This is a genomic window from Pseudomonas sp. xss_4 (assembly GCF_043104125.1).
In the GTDB taxonomy this organism is placed as follows: Bacteria; Pseudomonadota; Gammaproteobacteria; order Pseudomonadales; family Pseudomonadaceae; genus Aquipseudomonas; species Aquipseudomonas parafulva_B.
Map to the genome: position 1 here is coordinate 1 of NZ_JBICKJ010000027.1, position 20,391 is coordinate 20,391.

Consider the following 20,391-nt stretch of genomic DNA (forward strand, 5'->3'; position numbering starts at 1 on the left):
CACCGCGTCAACCTTTAATTTCATGTAAATCAAAAGCAAAGCGGGGGGAGGCCCTTCGCCCCCCCCCCCCCCCGCTTATAGAGAGTAGGCGCAGCGAATGCCTTACTCTGCCTTGAGCGTGACGCGTGCGAACGACTTCTTACCTGCCTGGCAGATATGGGTCGCGCCCAGTGCAACCACAAAATCACGGTCAACTACGGCGCCATCGACCTTCACAGCCCCACTCCCCAATAGATCCCGCGCCTGCGCCGAGTTCTTGACCAGACCGGCACGGTTGAGCACCGCAGCAATGGGCAGCGGCTCGGCGGCAAGCACTTCGATCTCGGGCAAGTCTTCCGGCAACTCGCCGTCCTTCATACGATTCCCAGCGGCGCGATGAGCGTTGGCTGCGGCCTCCTCACCATGGAAACGCGCCACGATCTCCTCCGCCAGCTGGATCTTGATGTCCCGCGGGTTCGCCCCATTGGCTACATCCACGCGAAGCTGATCGATGTCCTCCATGGAACGGAAGCTCAGCAACTCGAAGTAACGCCACATCAGGGTGTCCGGAATCGACACCAGCTTGCTGTACATCACACCAGGCGCCTCCTGGATGCCGACATAATTACCCAGCGACTTGGACATCTTCTTGACGCCATCAAGCCCTTCGAGCAGGGGCATGGTCACGATACTCTGAGCTTCCTGACCGTAGGCACGCTGCAGTTCACGCCCCATCAACAGGTTGAACTTCTGGTCGGTACCGCCCAGCTCGACATCCGCCTTGAGCGCGACAGAGTCATAGCCCTGCACCAGCGGGTAGAGGAATTCATGAATGGCGATGGGTTGATTAGTGGTGTAGCGCTTGTCGAAATCGTCGCGCTCCAGCATACGGGCAACCGTGTACTGCGATGCCAGACGGATGAAGTCGGCGGGTGTCAGCATGTCCATCCAGGTGGAATTGAACGCGACCTCGGTCCTGGCTGGGTCGAGAATCTTGAAGACCTGCTGCTTATAGGTCTCGGCATTGTCCAGCACCTGCTCACGGGTCAATGGCGGGCGTGTGGCGCTCTTGCCACTGGGGTCGCCGATCATGCCAGTGAAGTCACCGATCAGGAACACCACGGTATGCCCCAACTCCTGGAACTGGCGCAGCTTGTTGATCAGTACCGTGTGACCGAGATGAAGGTCAGGAGCGGTAGGGTCGAAACCGGCCTTGATGCGCAAGGGCTGACCACGCTTGAGTTTTTCAACCAGCTCGGACTCCACCAGTACTTCTTCCGCACCGCGCTTAATAAGCGCCAGCTGCTCTTCAACCGACTTCATAGACAAACCCGCAAGGCTCAGATTCAGGGGGAGCCAACCATACAAGATCGGCCGTCAAATACAAGTTTTGCAAAGGAATGTGACCTGGGGGCGTGTGCGCAGCGTCTACGCGCCCTTGCGTGAAAATGGTTTTGGTTATATTTTATACAGTTATTTCATCTTCATCATGTCATTCATCTATTCCATTTCACCTTTTTCAAAGTCTCCTTACCCATGACCAACGAACCGCCTAAAGCGCCTCCGCTTTATCCGAAAACACACCTGTTGGCCGCCAGCGGCATTGCCGCCCTGCTTAGCCTGGCATTGCTGGTGTTCCCATCCAGCGACGTGGAAGCCAAGAAAACCACCCTCAACCTCGAGCTGGAAACCCCAGCCGAGCAGCTGAAAGACGAATCCCGCGCGGCGCCACTGGTGCAGGCAGCCGGTGAGCAAGGCTCGCCGTTTGCGCAGATCGATGAGGCGGCTGCCTCCACCCAGAAAGCCGAACAGCAAACTCCGCCGGCCGAAGCCGCCGCACAGCCCGCGAAAGACCCTGCCCACCGGGAAGTCACCGTCGCAAGCGGAGATACCTTGTCAACGCTGTTCGCCAAGGTCGGCCTGCCGGCCAATGCCGTCCACGACATTCTTGCCAGCAGCAAGCAAGCCAAGCAGTTCAGCCAGCTCAAGCATGGCCAGGTCCTGCAGTTCGAATTGGACAAGCAAGGCCAGCTGGCCAGCTTGCACAGTAAGGTCGGCAGCCTCGAAACCATTCGCCTGACCAAGACGGCCAAGGGCTACACCTTCAACCGTGAAATCAGCAAACCCGTAGTGCGCACCGCCTACGCCCATGGCGTCATCAAGAGCTCGCTCTCGGCATCGGCACAACGCGCCGGGTTGTCCCACAGCCTGACCATGGACATGGCCAAGGTGCTGGGCTACGACATCGACTTCGCCCAGGATATTCGCCAAGGTGACGAGTTCGACGTGGTCTATGAGCAGAAGGTAATGGACGGCAAAGTGGTCGGCACCGGTAATATCCTCTCGGCGCGCTTCACCAACCGCGGCAAGACCTACACGGCAGTGCGCTATACCAACAAGCAAGGCAACACCAGCTACTACACGGCCGATGGCAACAGCCTGCGCAAAGCCTTCATCCGCACACCCGTGGATTTCGCGCGCATCAGCTCCCGCTTCTCTGCCGGGCGCAAGCACCCGATTCTCAACAAGATCCGCGCCCACAAGGGGGTGGACTATGCAGCACCGCGAGGCACGCCCATCAAGGCCGCGGGTGATGGCCGTATCGAGCTGGCCGGCCGGCGCGGCGGCTACGGCAATACGGTGATCATCCAGCACGGCAATCGGTACAAGACCTTGTACGGTCACATGCAAGGCTTTGCCAAGGGCATCAAGACCGGGGGCTCGGTCAAGCAGGGCCAGATCATCGGCTATATCGGGACCACCGGCCTTTCCACCGGTCCCCACCTGCACTACGAGTTCCAGGTCAACGGCGTGCATGTTGACCCGCTGAGCCAGAAAGTGCCGATGTCCGATCCGATCGCCAAGAACGAGCGCCAGCGTTTCCTGCAGCAAAGCCAGCCGCTGATCGCACGCATGGACCAGGAAAAAGCCACGCTACTTGCCATGAACAAACGGTGAGCCCATGGGCCTTTACCTAGGTGTGATGTCAGGGACCAGCCTGGATGGGCTGGACATCGCCCTGATCGAGCAAGGCGAGCACATCGAACTGCTCGCCACCCATTATCTGCCCATGCCAACTGAACTGCGGCAAGCGCTGCTTGACCTGTGTACTTCTGGGCCGGATGAAGTAGCGCGGGTCGCCCTCGCTGAAAACCTGTGGGCGGCCTTGGCAGCCCGAGGCATACTGGATTTGCTCGACCACCATGCCTTGCAGCCCAAAGACATTCGCGCTATCGGCAGCCATGGCCAGACCATTCGCCATGAGCCTGCCCGAGGCTTCACCGTGCAGATCGGCAATCCGGCGCTCCTGGCTGAACTGTCAGGCATCACGGTCGTGGCCGACTTTCGTCGCCGTGACGTAGCGGCCGGCGGTCAGGGCGCGCCGCTCGTCCCGGCGTTCCACGAAACGCTGTTCGGCCATCTCGAACAGCCGCTGGCCATTCTGAACGTGGGCGGTTTCAGCAACCTCAGCCTGATTGCCAAAGACAAGCCGGTCCGAGGCTTCGATTGCGGACCGGGCAATGTCCTGATGGACGCCTGGATCGAGCGCAAACGCGGCCAGGCATACGATGCCAACGGCGCCTGGGCGGCGTGTGGGGCAGTGCAACCTGCCCTGCTGACCTCCCTCATGGCCGACCCATTCTTTGCCGGCAGTGGGCCCAAGAGTACAGGCCGTGAAGTCTTCAACCTGCGCTGGCTGGACAGCCATCTCGCTGCGCTGCCTGCCTACCGCGACGAGGACGTCCAGGCAACGCTGCTGGAAGTCAGCGCCCAAAGCATCATCGATTCGCTGAACACCGCACAGCAGGGCACCAGGACCCTTCTGGTATGCGGGGGTGGCGCACACAATGGCGCCTTGATGGCTCGTCTTGCAATAGGCCTGCCTGGCGTGAAGGTATCCAGCACAGCCGAACAGGGGGTAGACCCTGATTGGGTTGAGGCCATGGCGTTCGCCTGGCTGGCGCATTGCTGCCTTGAGGGCATCCCTGCCAACCGTCCCAGCGTAACGGCCGCCAAAGGCCTGCGTGTTCTGGGCGCCATCTATCCGGCCTGAGCCATTGACCTGCCCAACGAAAAACGCCGCGCTTAAGCGCGGCGTTTTGACGAAGGCAAGGCTTCAGATCGAGAACGAAGAGCCACAGCCACAGGTGGTGGCAGCATTGGGGTTCTTGATAATGAAGCGCGAGCCTTCCAGGCCCTCCTGGTAATCCACTTCGGCACCGGCCAGGTACTGGAAGCTCATCGGGTCCACTACCAGCGAGACCCCCTCGCGCTCCACGATGGTATCGTCGTCGGCCACTTCCTCATCGAACGTGAAGCCATACTGGAAACCCGAGCAACCGCCACCGGTGACGAATACACGCAGCTTCAGGCGGTCATTGCCCTCTTCGGAAACCAGGTTCTTCACCTTCAGCGCAGCACCGTGGGTAAATTCCAAAACCGTAGGGGTGAAGGTTTCGACGCTCATGTTGATTCTCCCGGCCGACGGCCGTCATAAAACTCGATGACGGCCATTATCCGCTTTCCCGAGAAAATCGGTCAACAATAGGCGACGGGCAGGTCGCGATCAGCACAGCTCGCCGTAAGCCCTCGTCAGCTTACGGTAACAGGCCGGCATGGCTCAGCCCCATGCGCTCATCAAGCCCGAACACGATGTTCATGTTCTGCACGGCCTGCCCGGAAGCGCCTTTGACCAGGTTGTCGATGACCGACAACACCACGACCAGATCACTCCCTTGTGGACGATGAACAGCAATGCGGCAGACGTTGGCGCCGCGCACGCTGCGGGTTTCGGGGTGGCTACCGGCGGGCATCACGTCCACGAAGGGTTCGTTGGCGTAGCGCTTCTCGTAAAGCGTCTGGAGGTCGACCGATGTGTCGGCGACAGTCGCATACAAGGTGGCATGGATGCCGCGGATCATCGGCGTCAGGTGAGGGACGAAGGTCAGACCAATGTCCTTGCCCGCAGCTAGACGCAGGCCCTGGCTGATTTCCGGAAGGTGACGATGCCCCTTGACCGCGTAGGCTTTCATGCTCTCACCGGCCTCACAGAACAGCGACCCGACAGCCGCACCCCGTCCGGCACCGCTGACACCGGACTTGCAGTCGGCGATCAAGCGCGACGCGTCGGCCAAGCCAGCTTCGAGCAACGGCAGGAAACCCAGTTGAGTGGCGGTTGGGTAGCAGCCCGGAACCGCGATCAGGCGCGCCTGGCGGATCTTGTCGCGGTTGACCTCGGGCAAACCGTACACGGCATCGTCGAGCAGATCAGGCGCGCCGTGAGGCTGGCCGTACCACTTGGCCCACTCCACTGCGTCCTGCAGGCGGAAGTCGGCCGACAGGTCGATGACCTTGGTGCCCGCCGCCAGGAGTTCGCCCGCCAGGGCATGAGCGACACCATGGGGGGTGGCAAAAAACACCACATCACACGCGCCCAGGGTCTTGCTGTCAGGCACGCTGAATGCAAGGCCGTCGTAATGGCCGCGCAGGTTCGGATACATGTCGGCCACCGCCACACCGGCTTCCGAGCGCGAGGTGATGACCGCTACCTCGGCCTGTGGGTGCTGAGCCAGCAGACGCAACAGTTCGACGCCGGTGTAACCCGTGCCGCCGACGATACCGACCTTGATCATAACGCTTGCCCCTTATCAACGAGCCGTCTGGAAAACGCACGATGATAGGGGCGTGATGCGTCTGTCACAACACTTCAGGTGTCCCTGAGGGCGCCTGGGCACTACTATCTGACGACCGTGAATACCTGAAGGAATGCCCCGATGCTCTACCTATGGATCAAAGCGCTGCACATCGTCAGCGTCGTATGCTGGTTCGCCGGCCTGTTCTACTTGCCACGGCTGTTCGTCTACCATGCCCAGAGCCAGGACAGCACCAGCCAGGACCGGTTCGTGACCATGGAACGCAAGCTGTACCGAGGCATCATGAACCCGGCGATGATCGCCACGTATGTGTTCGGCGCCTGGATGCTCTACCTCACACCGGGGTGGCTGAGCCAGGGCTGGCTGCACGCCAAGCTGACACTGGTGCTTCTGCTGACCGGCTACCACCATGTGTGCGGGGCCCAGCGCAAACGCTTCGCCGCCGGCACCAACACCCGCAGCCATGTCTACTATCGCTGGTTCAACGAGGTACCTGTTCTGATCCTGCTGGCGGTCGTTATCCTGGTGGTGGTCAAACCGTTCTGAGAATGGTGCCCAGCACTGGGGCTGCCAGGACGGTGCAAAGCTACTCGCCGATCGTCGTAAGCGCCACTGACAGCCCACGCAGCGGCGCACTCCCAGGCTTGGGCGGCCCAGCAAAACGCAGCATCCGCCACCGCCAAGCTGTACACTAGATGCCCTCTTCGGCCCCAGGAGCCCTGCATGACCCGTTACGCCATGATCACCGGCGCTTCCACCGGCTTGGGCCTGGCCCTGGCGGAGGCCCTGGCACGGCGCGGGCGCAACCTGATCCTGGTCGCACGCCACCGTGAAACCCTGGAGCCGGTCGCCATCGAGCTTGCCCAGCGTTTCGGCGTCGAAGTGCTGTTGCGTGCGTGCGATCTGAGCCAACCGCTTAGGCTGTCAGGGTTCGTCCTCGAGCTGGAAGAAGGCGAGCGGCGCATCGATTTGCTGGTCAACTGCGCCGGTCAGCGCACCTACGGCCCATTCCTGGCCCATGAATGGGCCGACGAACAGGACCTGCTCGAAGTCAACGTGCTGGCACTGAGCCGCTTGTGTCATGCCATCGGCAATCTGATGGCGGTACAGGGCGGCGGCCAGATCCTCAACGTTGCCGGGCTGGCCGGCGTGGCCCCCGGGCCATGGATGGCCACCTATGCCGCCAGCAAGGCATACGTGATGAATTTTTCCCAGGCCCTGCGCGAAGAGCTCAAACCCACAGGCATCAAGGTCTGCGTGCTGTGCCCGGGGCCGGTGCATTCCCCACGGCGCCACATCGCCCGGCTCGAAGGCAAAAGCCGCTGCCTCAGCCCCGAGGAAGTGGCGCTGTACACCGTTCGCGCGCTCGCCCGCAACCGCGCCTTGATTCTGCCGGGGCGACGCAATCGCTGGCTGGCGTTCGCCCCGCGCCTGCTGCCGAACGGGTTGGTGCGCAAGCTGGCAGGTGTGATTCACCGGCGTTATTGTCCAGTCGGTATGGAATAGTCGCTGGGCGAGCGGCTTCGGCCTGAGTACACTCGGCCCGGACCCTCACCATGGAGCAAGTGCTGTGGACGATTTATTCCTCAAGATCATTAACCGGGAGATCCCGGCGAAGATCATCTACGAAGATGACCAGGTTCTGGCATTTCACGACATCGCCCCCCAGGCCCCGGTGCATTTTCTGGTCATTCCGAAAAAGCACATCCGCACCCTCAACGACCTGACCGAAGAAGACAAGGGCCTGGCTGGGCACATTCTGTTCACGGCCCAGCGTCTGGCCAGGGAACTGGGCTGCGAGGAAGGCTTTCGCGTGGTCATGAACTGCAATGAACAAGGTGGGCAGACGGTCTACCACATTCACATGCACGTGCTCGGCCAACGCCAGATGAACTGGCCACCGGGCTGATCCACCGCAAGCGACTCGAGCGCGATTGGGTTAGACTGTCGGGCACATTCTTGCGGAGGTGCCCGATGGCTACCGAACGTCACTATTCCCCGCTCGACCGCTTGTTGCTGCAGGCCGACACTGCCATGCGCACCTTGCTGCCGTTCAGCGGCCAACCCTCTCGTCCGTCCCCGGCCATCGTCAAGCCCGCCGTCGAACTCGAAGATCGGCAGGCACGTCACGTGGCAGGGCTGATGCGCATAAACCACACCGGTGAAGTCTGCGCCCAGGCGCTTTATCAAGGCCAGGCCTTGACGGCCAAACTGCCGTCAGTGCGCAAGGCCATGGAGCGCGCTGCGGAAGAGGAAATCGATCATCTGGCCTGGTGCGAACAACGCATCCGTCAACTCAACAGCCACCCCAGCGTCCTGAACCCGCTGTTCTACGGTATGTCATTCGGCATCGGCGCTTTTGCCGGGCTGGTGAGCGACAAGGTGAGCCTGGGCTTCGTGGCAGCGACGGAGCACCAAGTCTGCAAGCACCTGGACGAGCACCTGGTACAGATCCCTACTGAAGATGAAAAATCCCGAGCCATCCTCGAGCAGATGCGCGTCGACGAAGAACAGCACGCCGATACGGCACTGCAAGCCGGTGGCTACCGCTTCCCTGCGCCTGTGCGTTTTGGCATGAGCCTGCTGGCCAAGGTCATGACCAAGAGCACCTATCGCATCTGAAGGCTCGCCATGACAACACGTTTCGATGCCAAGGATCTGGCGCGAGCGGTCGAGGCGGGGATTCTCCAGCCAGGCCAGGACCAGGCCTTGCAAGCCTTTCTCAACCAGCGTCAAGAGGCGACGGGCAGCCTTCAACTGGCCCACAGCGCGTTCTACTTCGGCGCGCTGCTGGTCATGGGGGCCATGGGCTGGCTGCTCAACGAGGCATGGCTACGCATCGGCGACACCGCGTTGCTGGCCGTGGCCAGTGCCTACATCGGGTTGCTGACCCTGGTCGCACTCATTCTTCAAAAGCGCAAGCAACCCATTGCGGCCGGCGTACTGGCCGCAGCCGCGGTCAGTATCGTGCCACTGGCGGTCTTCGCGCTGGAGCGGTTGCTCGGTTGGTGGCCGCTCGATGACGTGCGAGCCGATTACCACCAGTACTACACCCATGTACAGGGCGGTTGGCTGGCCATGGAGGCCGCCACCGTTGTTGCAGGTGTGGCGATGCTCCGCCTTGTCCCCTACCCATTTATCGTCATGCCCATTGCCGTTGCCCTGTGGTTCATGTCGATGGACCTTACCGAGTGGGTATTCGGCGCGCCATTTAGTTGGGAACAACGCCGAGTGGTATCTCTGTGGTTCGGGTTGGCGACCTTGCTGGTGTTTCTGGTAGTCGATGGCAGGACGCGGCAAGACTATGCCCACTGGGGCTATCTGGCCGGCCTTGCAGCCTTCTGGGGTGGGTTGACGATGCTCGACAGCGGCAGTGAATGGGGGAAAGCCACCTACTGCCTGATAAACCTTGTGCTCATGGGGGTGGCAGTGTTGCTGCGCCGGTCCGTCTTCATGGTGTTCGGGGCACTTGGCGTTACCGCCTACCTGGGGTACCTGGCGTATGACGTATTTGCCCAATCCCTGCTGTTCCCGGTGTTGGTCAGCTTGATCGGCCTGGGCGTCATAGGGCTGGGCCTGCTTTACCAAAAACACCGGGAGGCGTTGAGCCAGTCGGTCAGAAGCGCACTACCAGGCTGGCTATACGCGACACTGCCAGCACTGCGCCATTAAGCGCCGCCGGCACGCGCCGCGCAGCTCGCACCCGTTGCTCAACCCAGTTCCACGATCTCGTAGCCATGGGTGATTTCAACCCCGGCACGCTCAAGCATGATCGACGCCGAGCAGTATTTTTCGGCCGAAAGCTCGACGGCACGCTTGACCTGGGCCTCTTTCAATCCGCGGCCCTTAACCACGAAATTCATGTGGATCTTGGTAAATACCTTTGGATCCTCGCCTGCCCGCTCGGCCTCGAGAAACGCTTCGCAGCTCTCCACCGCCTGGCGCGACTTTTTCAGGATGCTGACCACATCGAAACTGCTGCAACCGCCCAGGCCCAGCAACAGCATTTCCATCGGCCTGACGCCCAGGTTGCGGCCGCCGGCCTCGGGTGGGCCATCCATTACCACGACGTGGCCGCTGCCGGACTCGCCAAGGAACATTGCCTCACCGGCCCACTGGATACGTGCCTTCATCACCCGAACTCCTGAATTCGCAAAAAGGGTGTCAGCTTAGTCGTTGTGCCGCTGTGGGAAAAGTATGTAAGGAGGCGCTTTAATGCCGAAACATTTTGTAGTGTCTGATAAGCTGGCGCCAATCGAATGGCGTTTTTCCAGCCAACAGCCATGGACGCCCATGGACTGCACAGAACAGGATTTCGCGATGGCAGCCTCTGCCCTACCCCCAAAGATCAAGAACATCGACAAATTGCTGGTGCACTGCCAACGCCGGCGCTACAGCGCCAAGAGCAACATCATCAGTGCAGGTGAACGCGCGCAGACATTGTCGTTCATCATCAAGGGGTCGGTCACCATCCTCATCGAAGACGAAAATGGCCATGAAATGATCATCGCCTACCTCAACAGCGGTGACTTCTTCGGTGAGCTAGGGCTGTTCGAACCGGTTGAGGCGCAGCAGCATCGTAGCGCCTGGGTTCGGGCCAAGACTGAGTGCGAAGTGGCGGAAATCAGCTACGACAAGTTCCGCGAACTGGTACGACACGAGCCGGACATGCTCTACGCCGTCAGCAGCCAGATGGCCCAGCGCCTGCGCGACACTACCCGCAAGGTTGGGGACCTGGCCTTCTTCGATGTCACCGGCCGAGTTGCGCGGTGCTTGCTCGACTTGTGCAAGCAGCCCGACGCCATGACCCATCCAGACGGCATGCAGATCAAGATCACCCGTCAGGAAATCGGGCGAATCGTCGGTTGTTCACGGGAAATGGTCGGCCGCGTCCTGAAGGACCTGGAAGAACGCAGCCTGGTCCAGGTCAAGGGCAAGACCATGGTGGTACATGGCACGCGCTAGCTGACGGGCACCTCAGCCAGCACCTGCGCGTACGCTTGGGATAGCCGTGCGAACCACGGTGCCGTCGGTGCTACCTCATGCAAGGCGATGTGTGCATCGGCGCGGCATCGCTGTTCAAGGTTGCAGCACATATTGAAGTGGTTGACGGCAGCTACCATTGCCTCCCGGTCGTTATCCAGCAGCAATGCCCCATGCACCAGCACCACTGGGCCTTTGCCTGCGGCGGCCTGGCGCCAGCGCTGGGCGGTCCCCACCAACTTGCGGCCATTGAGGTTGACGTTGTACCGGCCATCGCAGAATGCACCCTCGATCTCGCCCACCGAGGCGACACCTCCCCACTCCTGCAGCACCTCGCACAGTGGCAGGCACAAGCGCTGGTAGGCTTTTTCGATACGCCCTTGATCACCCTCACTGCGCGGGGCCGCATAGACCAGGGCGATATTTACCGTCGAATGGGACTGAGGTACAGGTTCGCCGCCAGTTTCGCGCAGCAGCACTGGCCAGCCAGCGCCAGCCAATTGCGCACTCGCCGCTTCAAAGTGCTCCAGCCGGCTCATCCTGCGAGGCATCACCAGCGCTTGGTCAGTGGGGCGCCAGAACAACACACCGTTATCGCGCTCGCCCCGGCAAACGGCGGCCAGCAGGTCCTGTTCGGCAAGCAGCCCTTGCTCGACGGTAAGGGCCAGGGGCTGGTCAGTCATTGATTCACCTTCGATTGAGTTACGCAGCCTGTGGCCACTACCGTTAGCGTCACAGCCTCTGCACGACAGGCATCAGGGCGAAAGCGCCCCTGAGCCAGATGGCAACCATGAAAAAGCCGGCGACATGGCCGGCTTGGTTCATTCAGTCCAGTTGCTGAATGGTCTTTTTCACTTGATCAGGGAAGAACAAGCGCTGGAGCTCGAGCCCCGGGTTCTCAGCCCGCATGAATGCCTCACCCACCAGGAATGAATAGACGCGGTTGATCTTCATCAGCTGCACATCGGCCTGATTGAGGATGCCGCTCTCGGTAATGGCGAGCCGATCCGCGGGGATACGTGGCAGCAGGTCCAGCGTGGCCTCCAGGTTCACTTCGAAGGTATGAAGGTTACGGTTGTTGACCCCCACCAATGGCGTGTCCAGCGTCTTGAGTGCGCGCTCAAGCTCAGCACCATCGTGCACCTCCACCAGCACATCGAGCCCGACCGACTTGGCCGTGGCCGCCAGCTCGGCCATTTTCACATCGTCGAGCGCCGACACGATCAGCAGCACGCAATCTGCGCCCAGAGCACGGGCCTCGACGATTTGATAAGGGTCGACCATGAAGTCCTTGCGGATCACCGGCAGCGACACGGCTGCTCGCGCCTCTTTGAGGTAGTCGTCCGCCCCCTGAAAATAATCGACATCCGTTAACACCGACAGGCAAGTTGCGCCGCCTTTCTCGTAGCTCACGGCAATGTCTGCAGGGACGAAATGCTCCCGGATCACACCTTTGCTAGGGGAGGCCTTCTTGATTTCAGCGATCACCGCTGGCTGCTTGCGCCCGGCCTGACGCAGCATGGCGTTGGCGAAACCACGGGGCGCGTCGGCCGCCTTGGCCAACTGCTCAAGTTCGGCAAGGCTTACGCGAGCACTGCGCTCGGCCACTTCCTCGAACTTGCGGGCGATGATCTTTTCCAGCACCGTTGGCACGCTCATGCTTCATTCTCCACCTTGAATACGGCCGTAAACGCACCCAGCTCCTGCAGTTTCTCCCAGGCCAACCCGGTGTGCAGCACGTCGTGGGCAAGTTCAACGCCGGCCTTCAGGCTCATGGCGTGATCTGCGGCATATAGGGCTGCACCGGCATTGAGCACGATCATCTCGGCGGCCTTCTGGCCGTTCTCGGTCTTGCGTCGACCCAGCGCATCACGAATCAGCGCCAGGGACGCTTGCGGGTCCTCGACCGCCAGGCCATGAAGGCTCTGGCTCTTCATGCCCAAGTCTTCCGGTTCAACCCAGTACTCGGAAATCTCGCCATTTTTCAATTCAGCCACGAAGGTGGGCGCTGCCAGGCTGAACTCGTCCAGTCCATCCTTGGAATGCACCACCAGCACATGCTTGCTGCCCAGGCGGTGCAGCACCTCGGCCAGAGGACGGCAGAGCGCCTGGGTGAACACCCCAACCACCTGATGCTTCACACCGGCCGGATTCGTAAGCGGGCCAAGCATGTTGAACAAGGTCCTGAGCCCTAGATCGCGACGCGGCCCAGCGGCATGTTTCATGGCGCTGTGGTGGCTCTGGGCGAACATGAAGCCGATACCCAGGCTGTCGATGCAGCGGGCCACCTGAACGGGCGTCAGGTTCAGGTAGATGCCAGCCGCTTCGAGCAGGTCTGCGCTGCCACTTTTGCCGGACACCGCCCGGTTCCCATGTTTGGCGACGGTACAGCCGGCAGCGGCCAGTACAAAAGCGGATGCGGTAGACACGTTGAAGATATTGGCACCATCGCCCCCGGTACCCACGATGTCGACCACCCCATCAAGGGTGTTCAGCTCGACCTTGTCAGCCAACTCCCGCATGACCGACACCGCGCCAACGATTTCGTCGATGCTTTCACTTTTCATGCGCATGCCCATCAGAAATGCGCCAATCTGCGCTTCACTGCATTGGCCGGTCATGATCTGGCGCATCACGCCGCGCATTTCATCGGTGGAAAGGTCCAGATGGCCGACAATGCGACCCAGCGCGCTCTTGATATCCATATTCGTTCCTTAGCGGTGGCCGCCAGTCTGCTGGAGGAAATTGGCGAACAGTTCATGGCCCTGCTCGGTGAGTATCGACTCGGGGTGAAATTGCACGCCCTCGATATTCAACGTCTTGTGCCGTACACCCATGATCTCGTCGACCGAGCCATCTTCATGTGCGGTCCAGGCCGTCACTTCCAGGCACTCCGGCAGCGTCTGGCGCTTGATCACCAGCGAATGGTAGCGGGTCACGGTCACCGGATTATTCAGGCCGCTGAATACGCCAAGGTCGCGATGGTGGACGGGGCTCGTCTTACCGTGCATCACCTGGCGTGCACGCACGACATCGCCACCGAACGCCTGGCCGATGGACTGATGGCCCAAGCACACGCCCAGAATCGGCAGTTTACCGGCGAAATGAAGAATGGCTTCGATAGACACACCGGCTTCGCTCGGTGTACAGGGCCCAGGCGAAACGACGATGCGCTCCGGCGCGAGGGCTTCGATCTGGGCAATGGTCATTTCGTCATTGCGAATGACCCGCACATCAGCCCCTAACTCGCCCAGGTACTGGACGACGTTGTAAGTGAATGAGTCGTAATTGTCGATCATCAGTAACATCGGATGAAACCTCTTGAACCTACTGACTTCATGATTCGAACCTTCCTGTACCTGTCGCAGGCGCAACTTTGCCGCTAAAGACGTTGAGACAGGAAGGCAAACAGGGGCGGGCCGGACGGACCGGCAGAGGATAAAGTCAGGCGCGCCAACGCCAACGGGCGTGGGCCTTGATAACGCGCATCAAGAGTTTGCTGACGATCAACACAGGGTAGGTCTCGCTCATACGTCTCGGCACAGTAGCCTACCGGGGCGGCGGGCGCAATATGCCCGTAAACACTGGGAAACGAATGGCATCAGGTGCGATGCGCGGCGTTTTGCTAAGGTCGATGAAGTTGTCCTGATAAAAACAAAGAAAAGGATGTTTCTCGATGCTCAACGTACCGTTATTGCGCGTCACCGCCGCCTCACTGGCATTGGCCTGCGGCCAGGCATTTGCATCTGCTGACCCGTACGCTTCATTGATCGTATTCGGTGATAGCCTGAGCGACGCCGGCCAGTTCGCAGGCCTTCGCTTCACCAACCGCAATGCCGATGGCAGCTATGCACCTGTGTCGCCGATGATCCTGGGCGCTCGCCTGGGCCTGGGCGCCAATGCGCTTGGGCCTTCCACATCGCCGGTCAATGCGGCGCTGGGCCTGCCCGATGGCAACAACTGGGCGGTTGGCGGCTATACCACCAAGCAGATCCTGGACTCCATCACCACCACCTCCAGCACGGTCATCCCACCGGGGCGCCTAGGCGCGGGCCTGGTGCTTCGGGAAAAGCCTGGCTATCTGGCTACGGGCCTTCGCGCCGATCCCAATGCACTTTATTACGTGACAGGCGGCGGCAACGACTTCCTGCAGGGTTTGGTCAACAGCCCAGCCGACGCCGTGGCTGCCGGTGCACGCCTGGCCGCCAGTGCTCAGGCCCTGCAACAGGGTGGTGCCCGTTACATCATGGTTTGGCTGTTGCCTGATCTTGGCCAGACGCCCAACTTCAGCGGTACGGCGCAGCAAAATTCCCTGTCGTTGCTGTCCGGTGCCTTTAACCAGGCACTGGTCAGCCAACTCAGGCAAATCGACGCTCAGGTCATCCCCCTGAATGTCCCACTGTTGCTGAGCGAGGCCCTGGCCCACCCCGCTCAGTTCGGACTGGCCAGCGACCAGAACCTGGTCGGTACGTGCTATAGCGGCGAAAGCTGCGTCGGCAACCCCGTGTATGGCGTCAACGGCATCACGCCAGACCCCACGAAGCTATTGTTCAACGACCCCGTGCACCCGACCATTGCTGGCCAGCAACTGATCGCCGATTACGCCTACTCCGTTCTGGCCGCCCCTTGGGAGCTTACCCTGCTTCCCGAAATGGCCCACGCCAGCGTCAGCGCTCATCAGGATGAACTGCGCAACCAATGGCAGGCCCCTTGGCAAGCGGTCGGTCAGTGGCAGCCTTTCATCGCCGCTGGTGCGCAAGACCTGGACTTCGGCGGGCAACGCAGCGCCGCCAACGGTGACGGCCACGGTTACAACCTGACTGTCGGCGGTAGCTACCGGGTCGACGATGCCTGGCGGCTGGGGCTGGCTGGCGGCGTGTACCGGCAGAAGCTGGAAGTGGGCAGCCATGATTCGGACTACACACTCGACAGCTACCTGGCCAGTGTCTTTGCGCAGTACCGCCAGCACCGCTGGTGGGCAGATGCGGCATTGACCGTCGGGCACCTGGATTATGACGATCTGAAACGCACCTTCGCGCTGGGGGTGAGCGAGCGCAGTGAAAAAGGCGATACCCAGGGCGAAACATGGGCCGTGTCTGGCCGACTGGGCTATAACCTGGCGCCGGAAAGTGCCCGCTGGCAGCTGGCGCCATTCCTGAGCGCTGACTATGCCAGGGTCAAGATCGATGGCTATGACGAAAGGAGCGGTCGCGCGACGGCGCTGGGGTTCGATGACCAGGAGCGCACGTCACGACGGCTGGGCCTGGGCCTGCTGGGTAGCGTGCAGGTATTGCCTGCTACCCGAGTATTTGCCGAGGTGGCTCAGGAGCACGAGTTCGAGCATGACCAGCAGGACGTACGCCTGAACTTCACCGCTTTGCCAGCCAATGATTTCACGCTCGACGGCTATACCCCCCATAGCAACTTGACCCGAGCGAGCCTTGGGGTCAGCCATGAAGTGGTGGCAGGGGTGAATGTGCGTGCCGGCTACAACTGGCGCAAGAGCGATGAGCTCAAGCAACAAGGTATGAGCCTTGCCGTTAGCGTGGATTTCTAGCAAAGGGCCAGCCTGAAATCAACGGGGCCGCTTCGCGGCCCATCGCGGCACAAGACCGCTCCTACAGGTCAGTGTAGGAGCGGCCTCGTGCCGCGATGGGCCGTGAAACGGCCCCAACGATCTTAAGTGAACAGCATTACGCTCATACAGGGGCTTGGACTGCGTCACCGCTCAGGCAACCGCCACCTACCGAGCAGTGGTCTGTTCGGCCAACGCCACCGCACGGAACATGGCCCGACGCTTGTTGATGGTTTCTTCCCACTCCAGCGCTGGCACCGAATCGGCAACAATGCCACCGCCGGCCTGTACGTGCAGCTCTCCATCCTTGATCACAGCCGTACGGATGGCGATCGCCGTATCCATGTTGCCGTTCCAGGCGAAGTACCCCACTGCACCGCCATAAACCCCGCGCTTGACCGGTTCGAGCTCATCGATGATCTCCATCGCACGGATCTTGGGCGCCCCGGACAACGTACCGGCAGGCAGGATGGCCCGCAGTGCATCCATCGCCGTCAACCCTTCGCGCAACTGGCCGGTGACGTTGGAAACGATGTGCATGACATTGGAATAACGCTCGATCACCATCTTCTCGGTCAGGCGCACACTGCCTGTGGACGATACGCGGCCGACGTCGTTACGCCCCAGGTCGATCAGCATCAGGTGCTCTGCAATTTCCTTGTCGTCCGACAGCAAATCGTCTTCCAGCGCGCGATCGGCCTCCTCCGTCGCACCGCGTGGCCGTGTACCGGCGATGGGTCGCACCGTGACCAGGTTGTCCTCGACCCGCACCAGCACTTCGGGCGAGCTGCCGACGACATGAAAGTCCCCAAAGTTGAAGAAATACATGTACGGCGTCGGGTTGAAGCAACGCAAGGCGCGGTAGAGGTCGATGGGTGCTGCCTTGAAGTCGATGGACATGCGCTGCGACGGCACCACCTGCATGCAGTCACCGGCCAGGATGTATTCCTTGATACGACCGACGGCATGCTCATAATCGTCACGCGTGTAGCTCGACCGGAATGCAGGCTCGACTGCCTGAGGCCCGCTCAGATCAAGCCCGCGGCGTGGCGTGATGGGTTGGCGCAGCGTTTCGAGCAGGCTTTGCAGGCGCGCCTGGCCTTGCTCATAGGCCTGTTCCTGGGCAGGGTCAACCAGCACGATGGCGTGCATCTTGCCAGCGAGGTTGTCGAACACCACCACGGCATCGGAGACCATCAGCAGGATGTCCGGCACCCCGAGAGGGTCCGGGTTGGGGCTCGCGCCCAAACGTTTTTCAACGTAACGCACGCAGTCATACCCGAAATAGCCGACCAGTCCACCGTTGAAGCGCGGCAGGCCCGGAACGTCGGCCACGTTGTAGCGCTGCTTGAAGGTTTCGACGAACGCCAGGGGGTCCTCGACGTCATGGCTTTCGACCTCGACGCCGTCCTGCAGGATGGACACGTGGTAGCCATGCACACGCAGCACGGTCCGCGACGGCAGACCAATCATCGAGTACCGCCCCCATTTCTCGCCGCCCTGCACCGATTCGAGCAGGTAGGAATTGGGCTGGTCAGCCAGTTTCAGGTAGATCGACAGGGGCGTATCGAAGTCGGCCAGGGTTTCGCAGGCCAGGGGGATGCGGTTATAGCCGGCAGCGGCCAGGCGCAGGAATTCTTCGCGGATCATGAGTAGCCTCGTGGCAAACAGCATTGGTTCGGGCAAACGGATGGGCCGGCACACGCCGGCAGGCAGGCGTCAGGCGCGCCAACGCCATCGGGCCAGGGCCTTGATGACTTTCATCCAGAATTTGCCGGTAACCGCCACGTTTGACCCTTTTTGGTCTGAGGCTTGAAGGTCCGCCAACGTTATCCCAGTGGCAGGGTCTACGCAACCGGGCAACAAAGCCCGCAGGTCATCGATCACAAGGCTGGGCGATTCCTCTTCGATGGGCCGCCCGTGGTTGTAGCCATAGGTCAGCCCGACGCATTGCACGCCAGCTGCCTTGGCTGCCAACACGTCGCTGCGCGAATCGCCGACGAACAACGCTTGCTGCGGGGTCACGCCGGCCATCTGCATCACGAACAGCAACGCCGCTGGATCCGGCTTCTTCTGAGCCAGGGTGTCTCCGCCGATGATCCAGCGGAAATAGCTGCCCAGCTTCATCTGGTCCAGCAAAGGCCCCACGAAGCGCTCCGGCTTGTTGGTGATCAAGGCCATTTCCACACCGCGCTTGCGCAGCCAGCGCAAGGTGTCCTGCACGCCTGGGTACACGACTGTCAGGTCGTGACTTTCGGCGTAGGCGTCCATGAACAGCGCCAAGGCCTGTTCGGCCAGGGCATCGTCCACCCCGGCGTGATCGATATCACCCGCCAGAGCACGGCGTACCAGCACCTGCGCGCCATTGCCCACCCACTGGCGCACGGCATCGAGGCCAGCGGCGGGTCGGCCGAGTTCGAGCAGCATGCGGTCCACCGCTGCGGCCAGGTCCGGGACGGAGTCGACCAAAGTGCCATCCAGATCGAACATCACCAGCCTGGGCAGCGCTCCTGGGAACAGCTGCTCGAAGCCGCTCATGGGCGCGCCTGTGCCAGTTCGCTGCGCATCTGGGCGATGACCTGCTGGTAGTCGGGGGCGTTGAAGATCGCCGACCCGGCCACGAAGGTATCGGCACCGGCGGCGGCGATCTCACGGATGTTCTTCACGTTCACACCACCGTCGATTTCCAGACGAATGTCGCGGCCGCTGGCGTCGATCAGCGCGCGCGCCTCACGCAGCTTGTCGAGCGTGCCCGGAATGAATTTCTGGCCACCGAAGCCTGGGTTGACGCTCATCAGCAGCACCATGTCGACCTTGTCCATCACGTATTTCAGGACGTCCAGGCTGGTGGCCGGGTTGAACACCAAGCCGGCCTTGCAGCCGCCGTCCTTGATCAGTTGCAGCGAACGGTCGATGTGCTGGGTCGCTTCCGGGTGGAAGGTGATGTAGGTAGCGCCGGCCTCGATGAAGTCGCCGATGATGCGGTCCACGGGGCTGACCATCAGGTGCACGTCGATCGGCGCGGTCACGCCGTACTTGCGCAGCGCGCTGCAGACCATGGGACCGATGGTCAGGTTGGGGACGTAGTGGTTGTCCATCACGTCGAAGTGGACGATATCGGCGCCTGCGGCCAGGACATTGTCGACCTCCTGGCCCAGGCGGGCGAAGTCGGCGGAAAGAATGGAGGGGGCAATAGCGTAGGGCTGCATGGCGCACCTGTTGGGCAGAATCACGGTGGCGCGCATTGTAACTCAGGCAAAGCGGTGAAGGCTGATTGGTATCAACGCATGTCGAGCAGCGGCTGCAACAAGCGCTGGCTTGTCTGTCGCCACACGGGCTGACAAGCCAGCACAGACAGCGCTGTCAGGCCGGCTGCTGGGTGCGCAGTTTCTCGCTGCGCCCCCGTAGCCATTCCAGGGTCAGCAGCAGCACCACCGAAAAACCGATCAGCAGGGTCGCCGCAGCCGCAATGGTCGGGCTCAGGTTCTCGCGAATGCCACTGAACATCTGCCGTGGCAGGGTCGCCTGCTCTGGTCCGGCCAGAAACAAGGTCACCACCACCTCGTCGAAGGATGTGGCGAAGGCAAACAACGCCCCGGAAATCACGCCGGGCGCGATCAACGGCAAAGTCACCTTGCGGAACGCCAGCAGCGGCGAAGCACCCAGGCTGGCAGCCGCGCGCACCAGGTTGTAGTTGAAGCCTTGCAGCGTCGCCGACACGGTGATGATCACGAACGGCACACCCAACACCGCGTGCACCAGAATCAGCGAGGTAAAGCTGTTGCCAAGGCCCAGGGGCGCGAAGAACAGGTAGCTGGCCACGCCGATGATCACCACCGGCACCACCATCGGTGATATCACCAAGGCCATTACCAGGGACTTGCCGGGGAAATCACCGCGGGTCAGCCCGATGGCCGCCAGCGTTCCGAAGACCATGGCCAGCACGGTCGCCGCCGGGGCGACGATGATACTGTTCTTCAAGGCCCGCATCCATTCGGCCGAGCCGAAGAAGTCCTGGTACCACTGCAGCGAGAAGCCTTGCAGCGGGTAGACCAGGAAGCTGCCGCTGTTGAACGACAGGGGCACGATCACCAGCACCGGCAGGATCAGAAACAGCAATATCAGGCCACAGAGAATACGCAGGCTGTAGAACCAGACCCGCTCGATGGGCGACATGTAAGGGCTCAGCATGACAAGGCT

Annotated in this window: 21 protein-coding genes; 9 read left to right on the top strand and 12 right to left on the bottom strand. The window is 61.3% G+C overall.

What is annotated here, in order from left to right; genetic code table 11:
- Positions 1–102 precede the first annotated feature (102 nt).
- Positions 103–1,302, bottom strand: coding sequence for a tyrosine--tRNA ligase (gene tyrS, locus ACF8GB_RS04995; RefSeq protein ID WP_392526653.1), 1,200 nt, complete (start codon positions 1,300–1,302; stop codon positions 103–105).
- Between the two features lie 213 nt (positions 1,303–1,515).
- On the opposite strand from tyrS, the gene ACF8GB_RS05000 reads away from it, so the two are divergent.
- Complete coding sequence (locus ACF8GB_RS05000) at positions 1,516–2,937, top strand: peptidoglycan DD-metalloendopeptidase family protein (RefSeq protein WP_058603066.1); 1,422 nt, start codon at positions 1,516–1,518, stop codon at positions 2,935–2,937.
- A 4-nt stretch (positions 2,938–2,941) separates the two neighbouring features.
- Entirely contained in the window at positions 2,942–4,033 is a 1,092-nt protein-coding gene (locus ACF8GB_RS05005; protein ID WP_078479205.1) for an anhydro-N-acetylmuramic acid kinase, read from the top strand.
- Positions 4,034–4,096: 63 nt separating this feature from the next.
- On the opposite strand, the gene erpA is transcribed toward ACF8GB_RS05005, so the two are convergent.
- A complete protein-coding gene (gene erpA / locus ACF8GB_RS05010; RefSeq protein ID WP_023532751.1) occupies positions 4,097–4,447 on the bottom strand; it encodes an iron-sulfur cluster insertion protein ErpA in 351 nt (116 codons plus the stop codon).
- Between the two features lie 130 nt (positions 4,448–4,577).
- Complete coding sequence (argC, locus tag ACF8GB_RS05015; RefSeq protein ID WP_058639586.1) at positions 4,578–5,612, bottom strand: N-acetyl-gamma-glutamyl-phosphate reductase; 1,035 nt, start codon at positions 5,610–5,612, stop codon at positions 4,578–4,580.
- 141 nt (positions 5,613–5,753) lie between these two features.
- Here argC and hemJ point away from each other — a divergent pair, with 141 nt between their 5' ends.
- The 5 genes from hemJ (at position 5,754) to ACF8GB_RS05040 (ending at position 9,305) form a co-directional block, all read left to right on the top strand.
- A complete protein-coding gene (gene hemJ, locus ACF8GB_RS05020) occupies positions 5,754–6,179 on the top strand; it encodes a protoporphyrinogen oxidase HemJ (protein ID WP_058639587.1) in 426 nt (141 codons plus the stop codon).
- 177 nt (positions 6,180–6,356) lie between these two features.
- Entirely contained in the window at positions 6,357–7,139 is a 783-nt protein-coding gene (locus ACF8GB_RS05025; RefSeq protein WP_058639588.1) for an SDR family oxidoreductase, read from the top strand.
- Positions 7,140–7,203: 64 nt separating this feature from the next.
- Positions 7,204–7,542, top strand: coding sequence for a histidine triad nucleotide-binding protein (locus tag ACF8GB_RS05030; RefSeq protein WP_058603062.1), 339 nt, complete (start codon positions 7,204–7,206; stop codon positions 7,540–7,542).
- A gap of 65 nt (positions 7,543–7,607) precedes the next feature.
- Positions 7,608–8,255, top strand: coding sequence for a 2-polyprenyl-3-methyl-6-methoxy-1,4-benzoquinone monooxygenase (gene coq7, locus ACF8GB_RS05035; RefSeq protein WP_058639589.1), 648 nt, complete (start codon positions 7,608–7,610; stop codon positions 8,253–8,255).
- A 9-nt stretch (positions 8,256–8,264) separates the two neighbouring features.
- Entirely contained in the window at positions 8,265–9,305 is a 1,041-nt protein-coding gene (locus tag ACF8GB_RS05040) for a DUF2157 domain-containing protein (protein WP_392475054.1), read from the top strand.
- Between the two features lie 38 nt (positions 9,306–9,343).
- On the opposite strand, the gene ACF8GB_RS05045 is transcribed toward ACF8GB_RS05040, so the two are convergent.
- Positions 9,344–9,766 carry an OsmC family protein gene (locus ACF8GB_RS05045; protein ID WP_023532673.1) on the bottom strand — a complete coding sequence of 141 codons (423 nt, stop codon included), beginning with the start codon at positions 9,764–9,766 and terminating at the stop codon, positions 9,344–9,346.
- 187 nt (positions 9,767–9,953) lie between these two features.
- On the opposite strand from ACF8GB_RS05045, the gene crp reads away from it, so the two are divergent.
- A complete protein-coding gene (gene crp, locus ACF8GB_RS05050) occupies positions 9,954–10,598 on the top strand; it encodes a cAMP-activated global transcriptional regulator CRP (protein ID WP_023532600.1) in 645 nt (214 codons plus the stop codon).
- On the opposite strand, the gene ACF8GB_RS05055 is transcribed toward crp, so the two are convergent.
- The 4 genes from ACF8GB_RS05055 to ACF8GB_RS05070 form a co-directional block, all read right to left on the bottom strand.
- The gene (locus tag ACF8GB_RS05055; protein WP_196127735.1) at positions 10,595–11,299 is read right to left on the bottom strand and encodes a lipoate--protein ligase family protein; all 705 of its coding nucleotides are present in this window, start codon (positions 11,297–11,299) and stop codon (positions 10,595–10,597) included. The genes crp and ACF8GB_RS05055 overlap by 4 nt on opposite strands.
- Positions 11,300–11,441: 142 nt before the next feature.
- A complete protein-coding gene (trpC, locus tag ACF8GB_RS05060) occupies positions 11,442–12,275 on the bottom strand; it encodes an indole-3-glycerol phosphate synthase TrpC (protein ID WP_392526655.1) in 834 nt (277 codons plus the stop codon).
- Positions 12,272–13,321, bottom strand: a complete 1,050-nt coding sequence (trpD, locus tag ACF8GB_RS05065) for an anthranilate phosphoribosyltransferase (protein ID WP_145253911.1) — start codon at positions 13,319–13,321, stop codon at positions 12,272–12,274. Before trpD ends, trpC begins: the two co-directional genes overlap by 4 nt.
- 9 nt (positions 13,322–13,330) lie before the next feature.
- Positions 13,331–13,924, bottom strand: a complete 594-nt coding sequence (locus ACF8GB_RS05070) for an aminodeoxychorismate/anthranilate synthase component II (RefSeq protein ID WP_058639595.1) — start codon at positions 13,922–13,924, stop codon at positions 13,331–13,333.
- A 368-nt stretch (positions 13,925–14,292) separates the two neighbouring features.
- Between ACF8GB_RS05070 and estP the strand changes: the two genes are divergently transcribed.
- Positions 14,293–16,173, top strand: a complete 1,881-nt coding sequence (gene estP / locus ACF8GB_RS05075) for an esterase EstP (protein ID WP_196127736.1) — start codon at positions 14,293–14,295, stop codon at positions 16,171–16,173.
- Positions 16,174–16,359: 186 nt separating this feature from the next.
- On the opposite strand, the gene trpE is transcribed toward estP, so the two are convergent.
- The 4 genes from trpE to ACF8GB_RS05095 all read right to left on the bottom strand — a co-directional run bounded on the left by trpE (position 16,360) and on the right by ACF8GB_RS05095 (position 20,382).
- Positions 16,360–17,841 (bottom strand): anthranilate synthase component I, encoded by a 1,482-nt coding sequence (gene trpE, locus ACF8GB_RS05080; RefSeq protein WP_392526657.1) that lies wholly within the window; start codon positions 17,839–17,841, stop codon positions 16,360–16,362.
- Between the two features lie 69 nt (positions 17,842–17,910).
- Positions 17,911–18,729 carry a phosphoglycolate phosphatase gene (locus ACF8GB_RS05085; protein ID WP_027913641.1) on the bottom strand — a complete coding sequence of 273 codons (819 nt, stop codon included), beginning with the start codon at positions 18,727–18,729 and terminating at the stop codon, positions 17,911–17,913.
- Positions 18,726–19,400 carry a ribulose-phosphate 3-epimerase gene (gene rpe / locus ACF8GB_RS05090; RefSeq protein ID WP_058639616.1) on the bottom strand — a complete coding sequence of 225 codons (675 nt, stop codon included), beginning with the start codon at positions 19,398–19,400 and terminating at the stop codon, positions 18,726–18,728. The genes ACF8GB_RS05085 and rpe overlap by 4 nt, the downstream gene beginning before the upstream one ends.
- Positions 19,401–19,554: 154 nt before the next feature.
- A complete protein-coding gene (locus tag ACF8GB_RS05095) occupies positions 19,555–20,382 on the bottom strand; it encodes an ABC transporter permease (RefSeq protein ID WP_058603051.1) in 828 nt (275 codons plus the stop codon).
- Positions 20,383–20,391: the final 9 nt, after the last annotated feature.

Coding starts and splice junctions, on each gene's coding strand:
- tyrS (WP_392526653.1), bottom strand. CDS start 1,302: ATGAAGTCGGTTGAAGAGCAGCTGGCGCTTATTAAGCGCGGTGCGGAA.
- ACF8GB_RS05000 (WP_058603066.1), top strand. CDS start 1,516: ATGACCAACGAACCGCCTAAAGCGCCTCCGCTTTATCCGAAAACACAC.
- ACF8GB_RS05005 (WP_078479205.1), top strand. CDS start 2,942: ATGGGCCTTTACCTAGGTGTGATGTCAGGGACCAGCCTGGATGGGCTG.
- erpA (WP_023532751.1), bottom strand. CDS start 4,447: ATGAGCGTCGAAACCTTCACCCCTACGGTTTTGGAATTTACCCACGGT.
- argC (WP_058639586.1), bottom strand. CDS start 5,612: ATGATCAAGGTCGGTATCGTCGGCGGCACGGGTTACACCGGCGTCGAA.
- hemJ (WP_058639587.1), top strand. CDS start 5,754: ATGCTCTACCTATGGATCAAAGCGCTGCACATCGTCAGCGTCGTATGC.
- ACF8GB_RS05025 (WP_058639588.1), top strand. CDS start 6,357: ATGACCCGTTACGCCATGATCACCGGCGCTTCCACCGGCTTGGGCCTG.
- coq7 (WP_058639589.1), top strand. CDS start 7,608: ATGGCTACCGAACGTCACTATTCCCCGCTCGACCGCTTGTTGCTGCAG.
- ACF8GB_RS05040 (WP_392475054.1), top strand. CDS start 8,265: ATGACAACACGTTTCGATGCCAAGGATCTGGCGCGAGCGGTCGAGGCG.
- ACF8GB_RS05045 (WP_023532673.1), bottom strand. CDS start 9,766: ATGAAGGCACGTATCCAGTGGGCCGGTGAGGCAATGTTCCTTGGCGAG.
- crp (WP_023532600.1), top strand. CDS start 9,954: ATGGCAGCCTCTGCCCTACCCCCAAAGATCAAGAACATCGACAAATTG.
- ACF8GB_RS05055 (WP_196127735.1), bottom strand. CDS start 11,299: ATGACTGACCAGCCCCTGGCCCTTACCGTCGAGCAAGGGCTGCTTGCC.
- trpC (WP_392526655.1), bottom strand. CDS start 12,275: ATGAGCGTGCCAACGGTGCTGGAAAAGATCATCGCCCGCAAGTTCGAG.
- trpD (WP_145253911.1), bottom strand. CDS start 13,321: ATGGATATCAAGAGCGCGCTGGGTCGCATTGTCGGCCATCTGGACCTT.
- ACF8GB_RS05070 (WP_058639595.1), bottom strand. CDS start 13,924: ATGTTACTGATGATCGACAATTACGACTCATTCACTTACAACGTCGTC.
- estP (WP_196127736.1), top strand. CDS start 14,293: ATGCTCAACGTACCGTTATTGCGCGTCACCGCCGCCTCACTGGCATTG.
- trpE (WP_392526657.1), bottom strand. CDS start 17,841: ATGATCCGCGAAGAATTCCTGCGCCTGGCCGCTGCCGGCTATAACCGC.
- ACF8GB_RS05085 (WP_027913641.1), bottom strand. CDS start 18,729: ATGAGCGGCTTCGAGCAGCTGTTCCCAGGAGCGCTGCCCAGGCTGGTG.
- rpe (WP_058639616.1), bottom strand. CDS start 19,400: ATGCAGCCCTACGCTATTGCCCCCTCCATTCTTTCCGCCGACTTCGCC.
- ACF8GB_RS05095 (WP_058603051.1), bottom strand. CDS start 20,382: ATGCTGAGCCCTTACATGTCGCCCATCGAGCGGGTCTGGTTCTACAGC.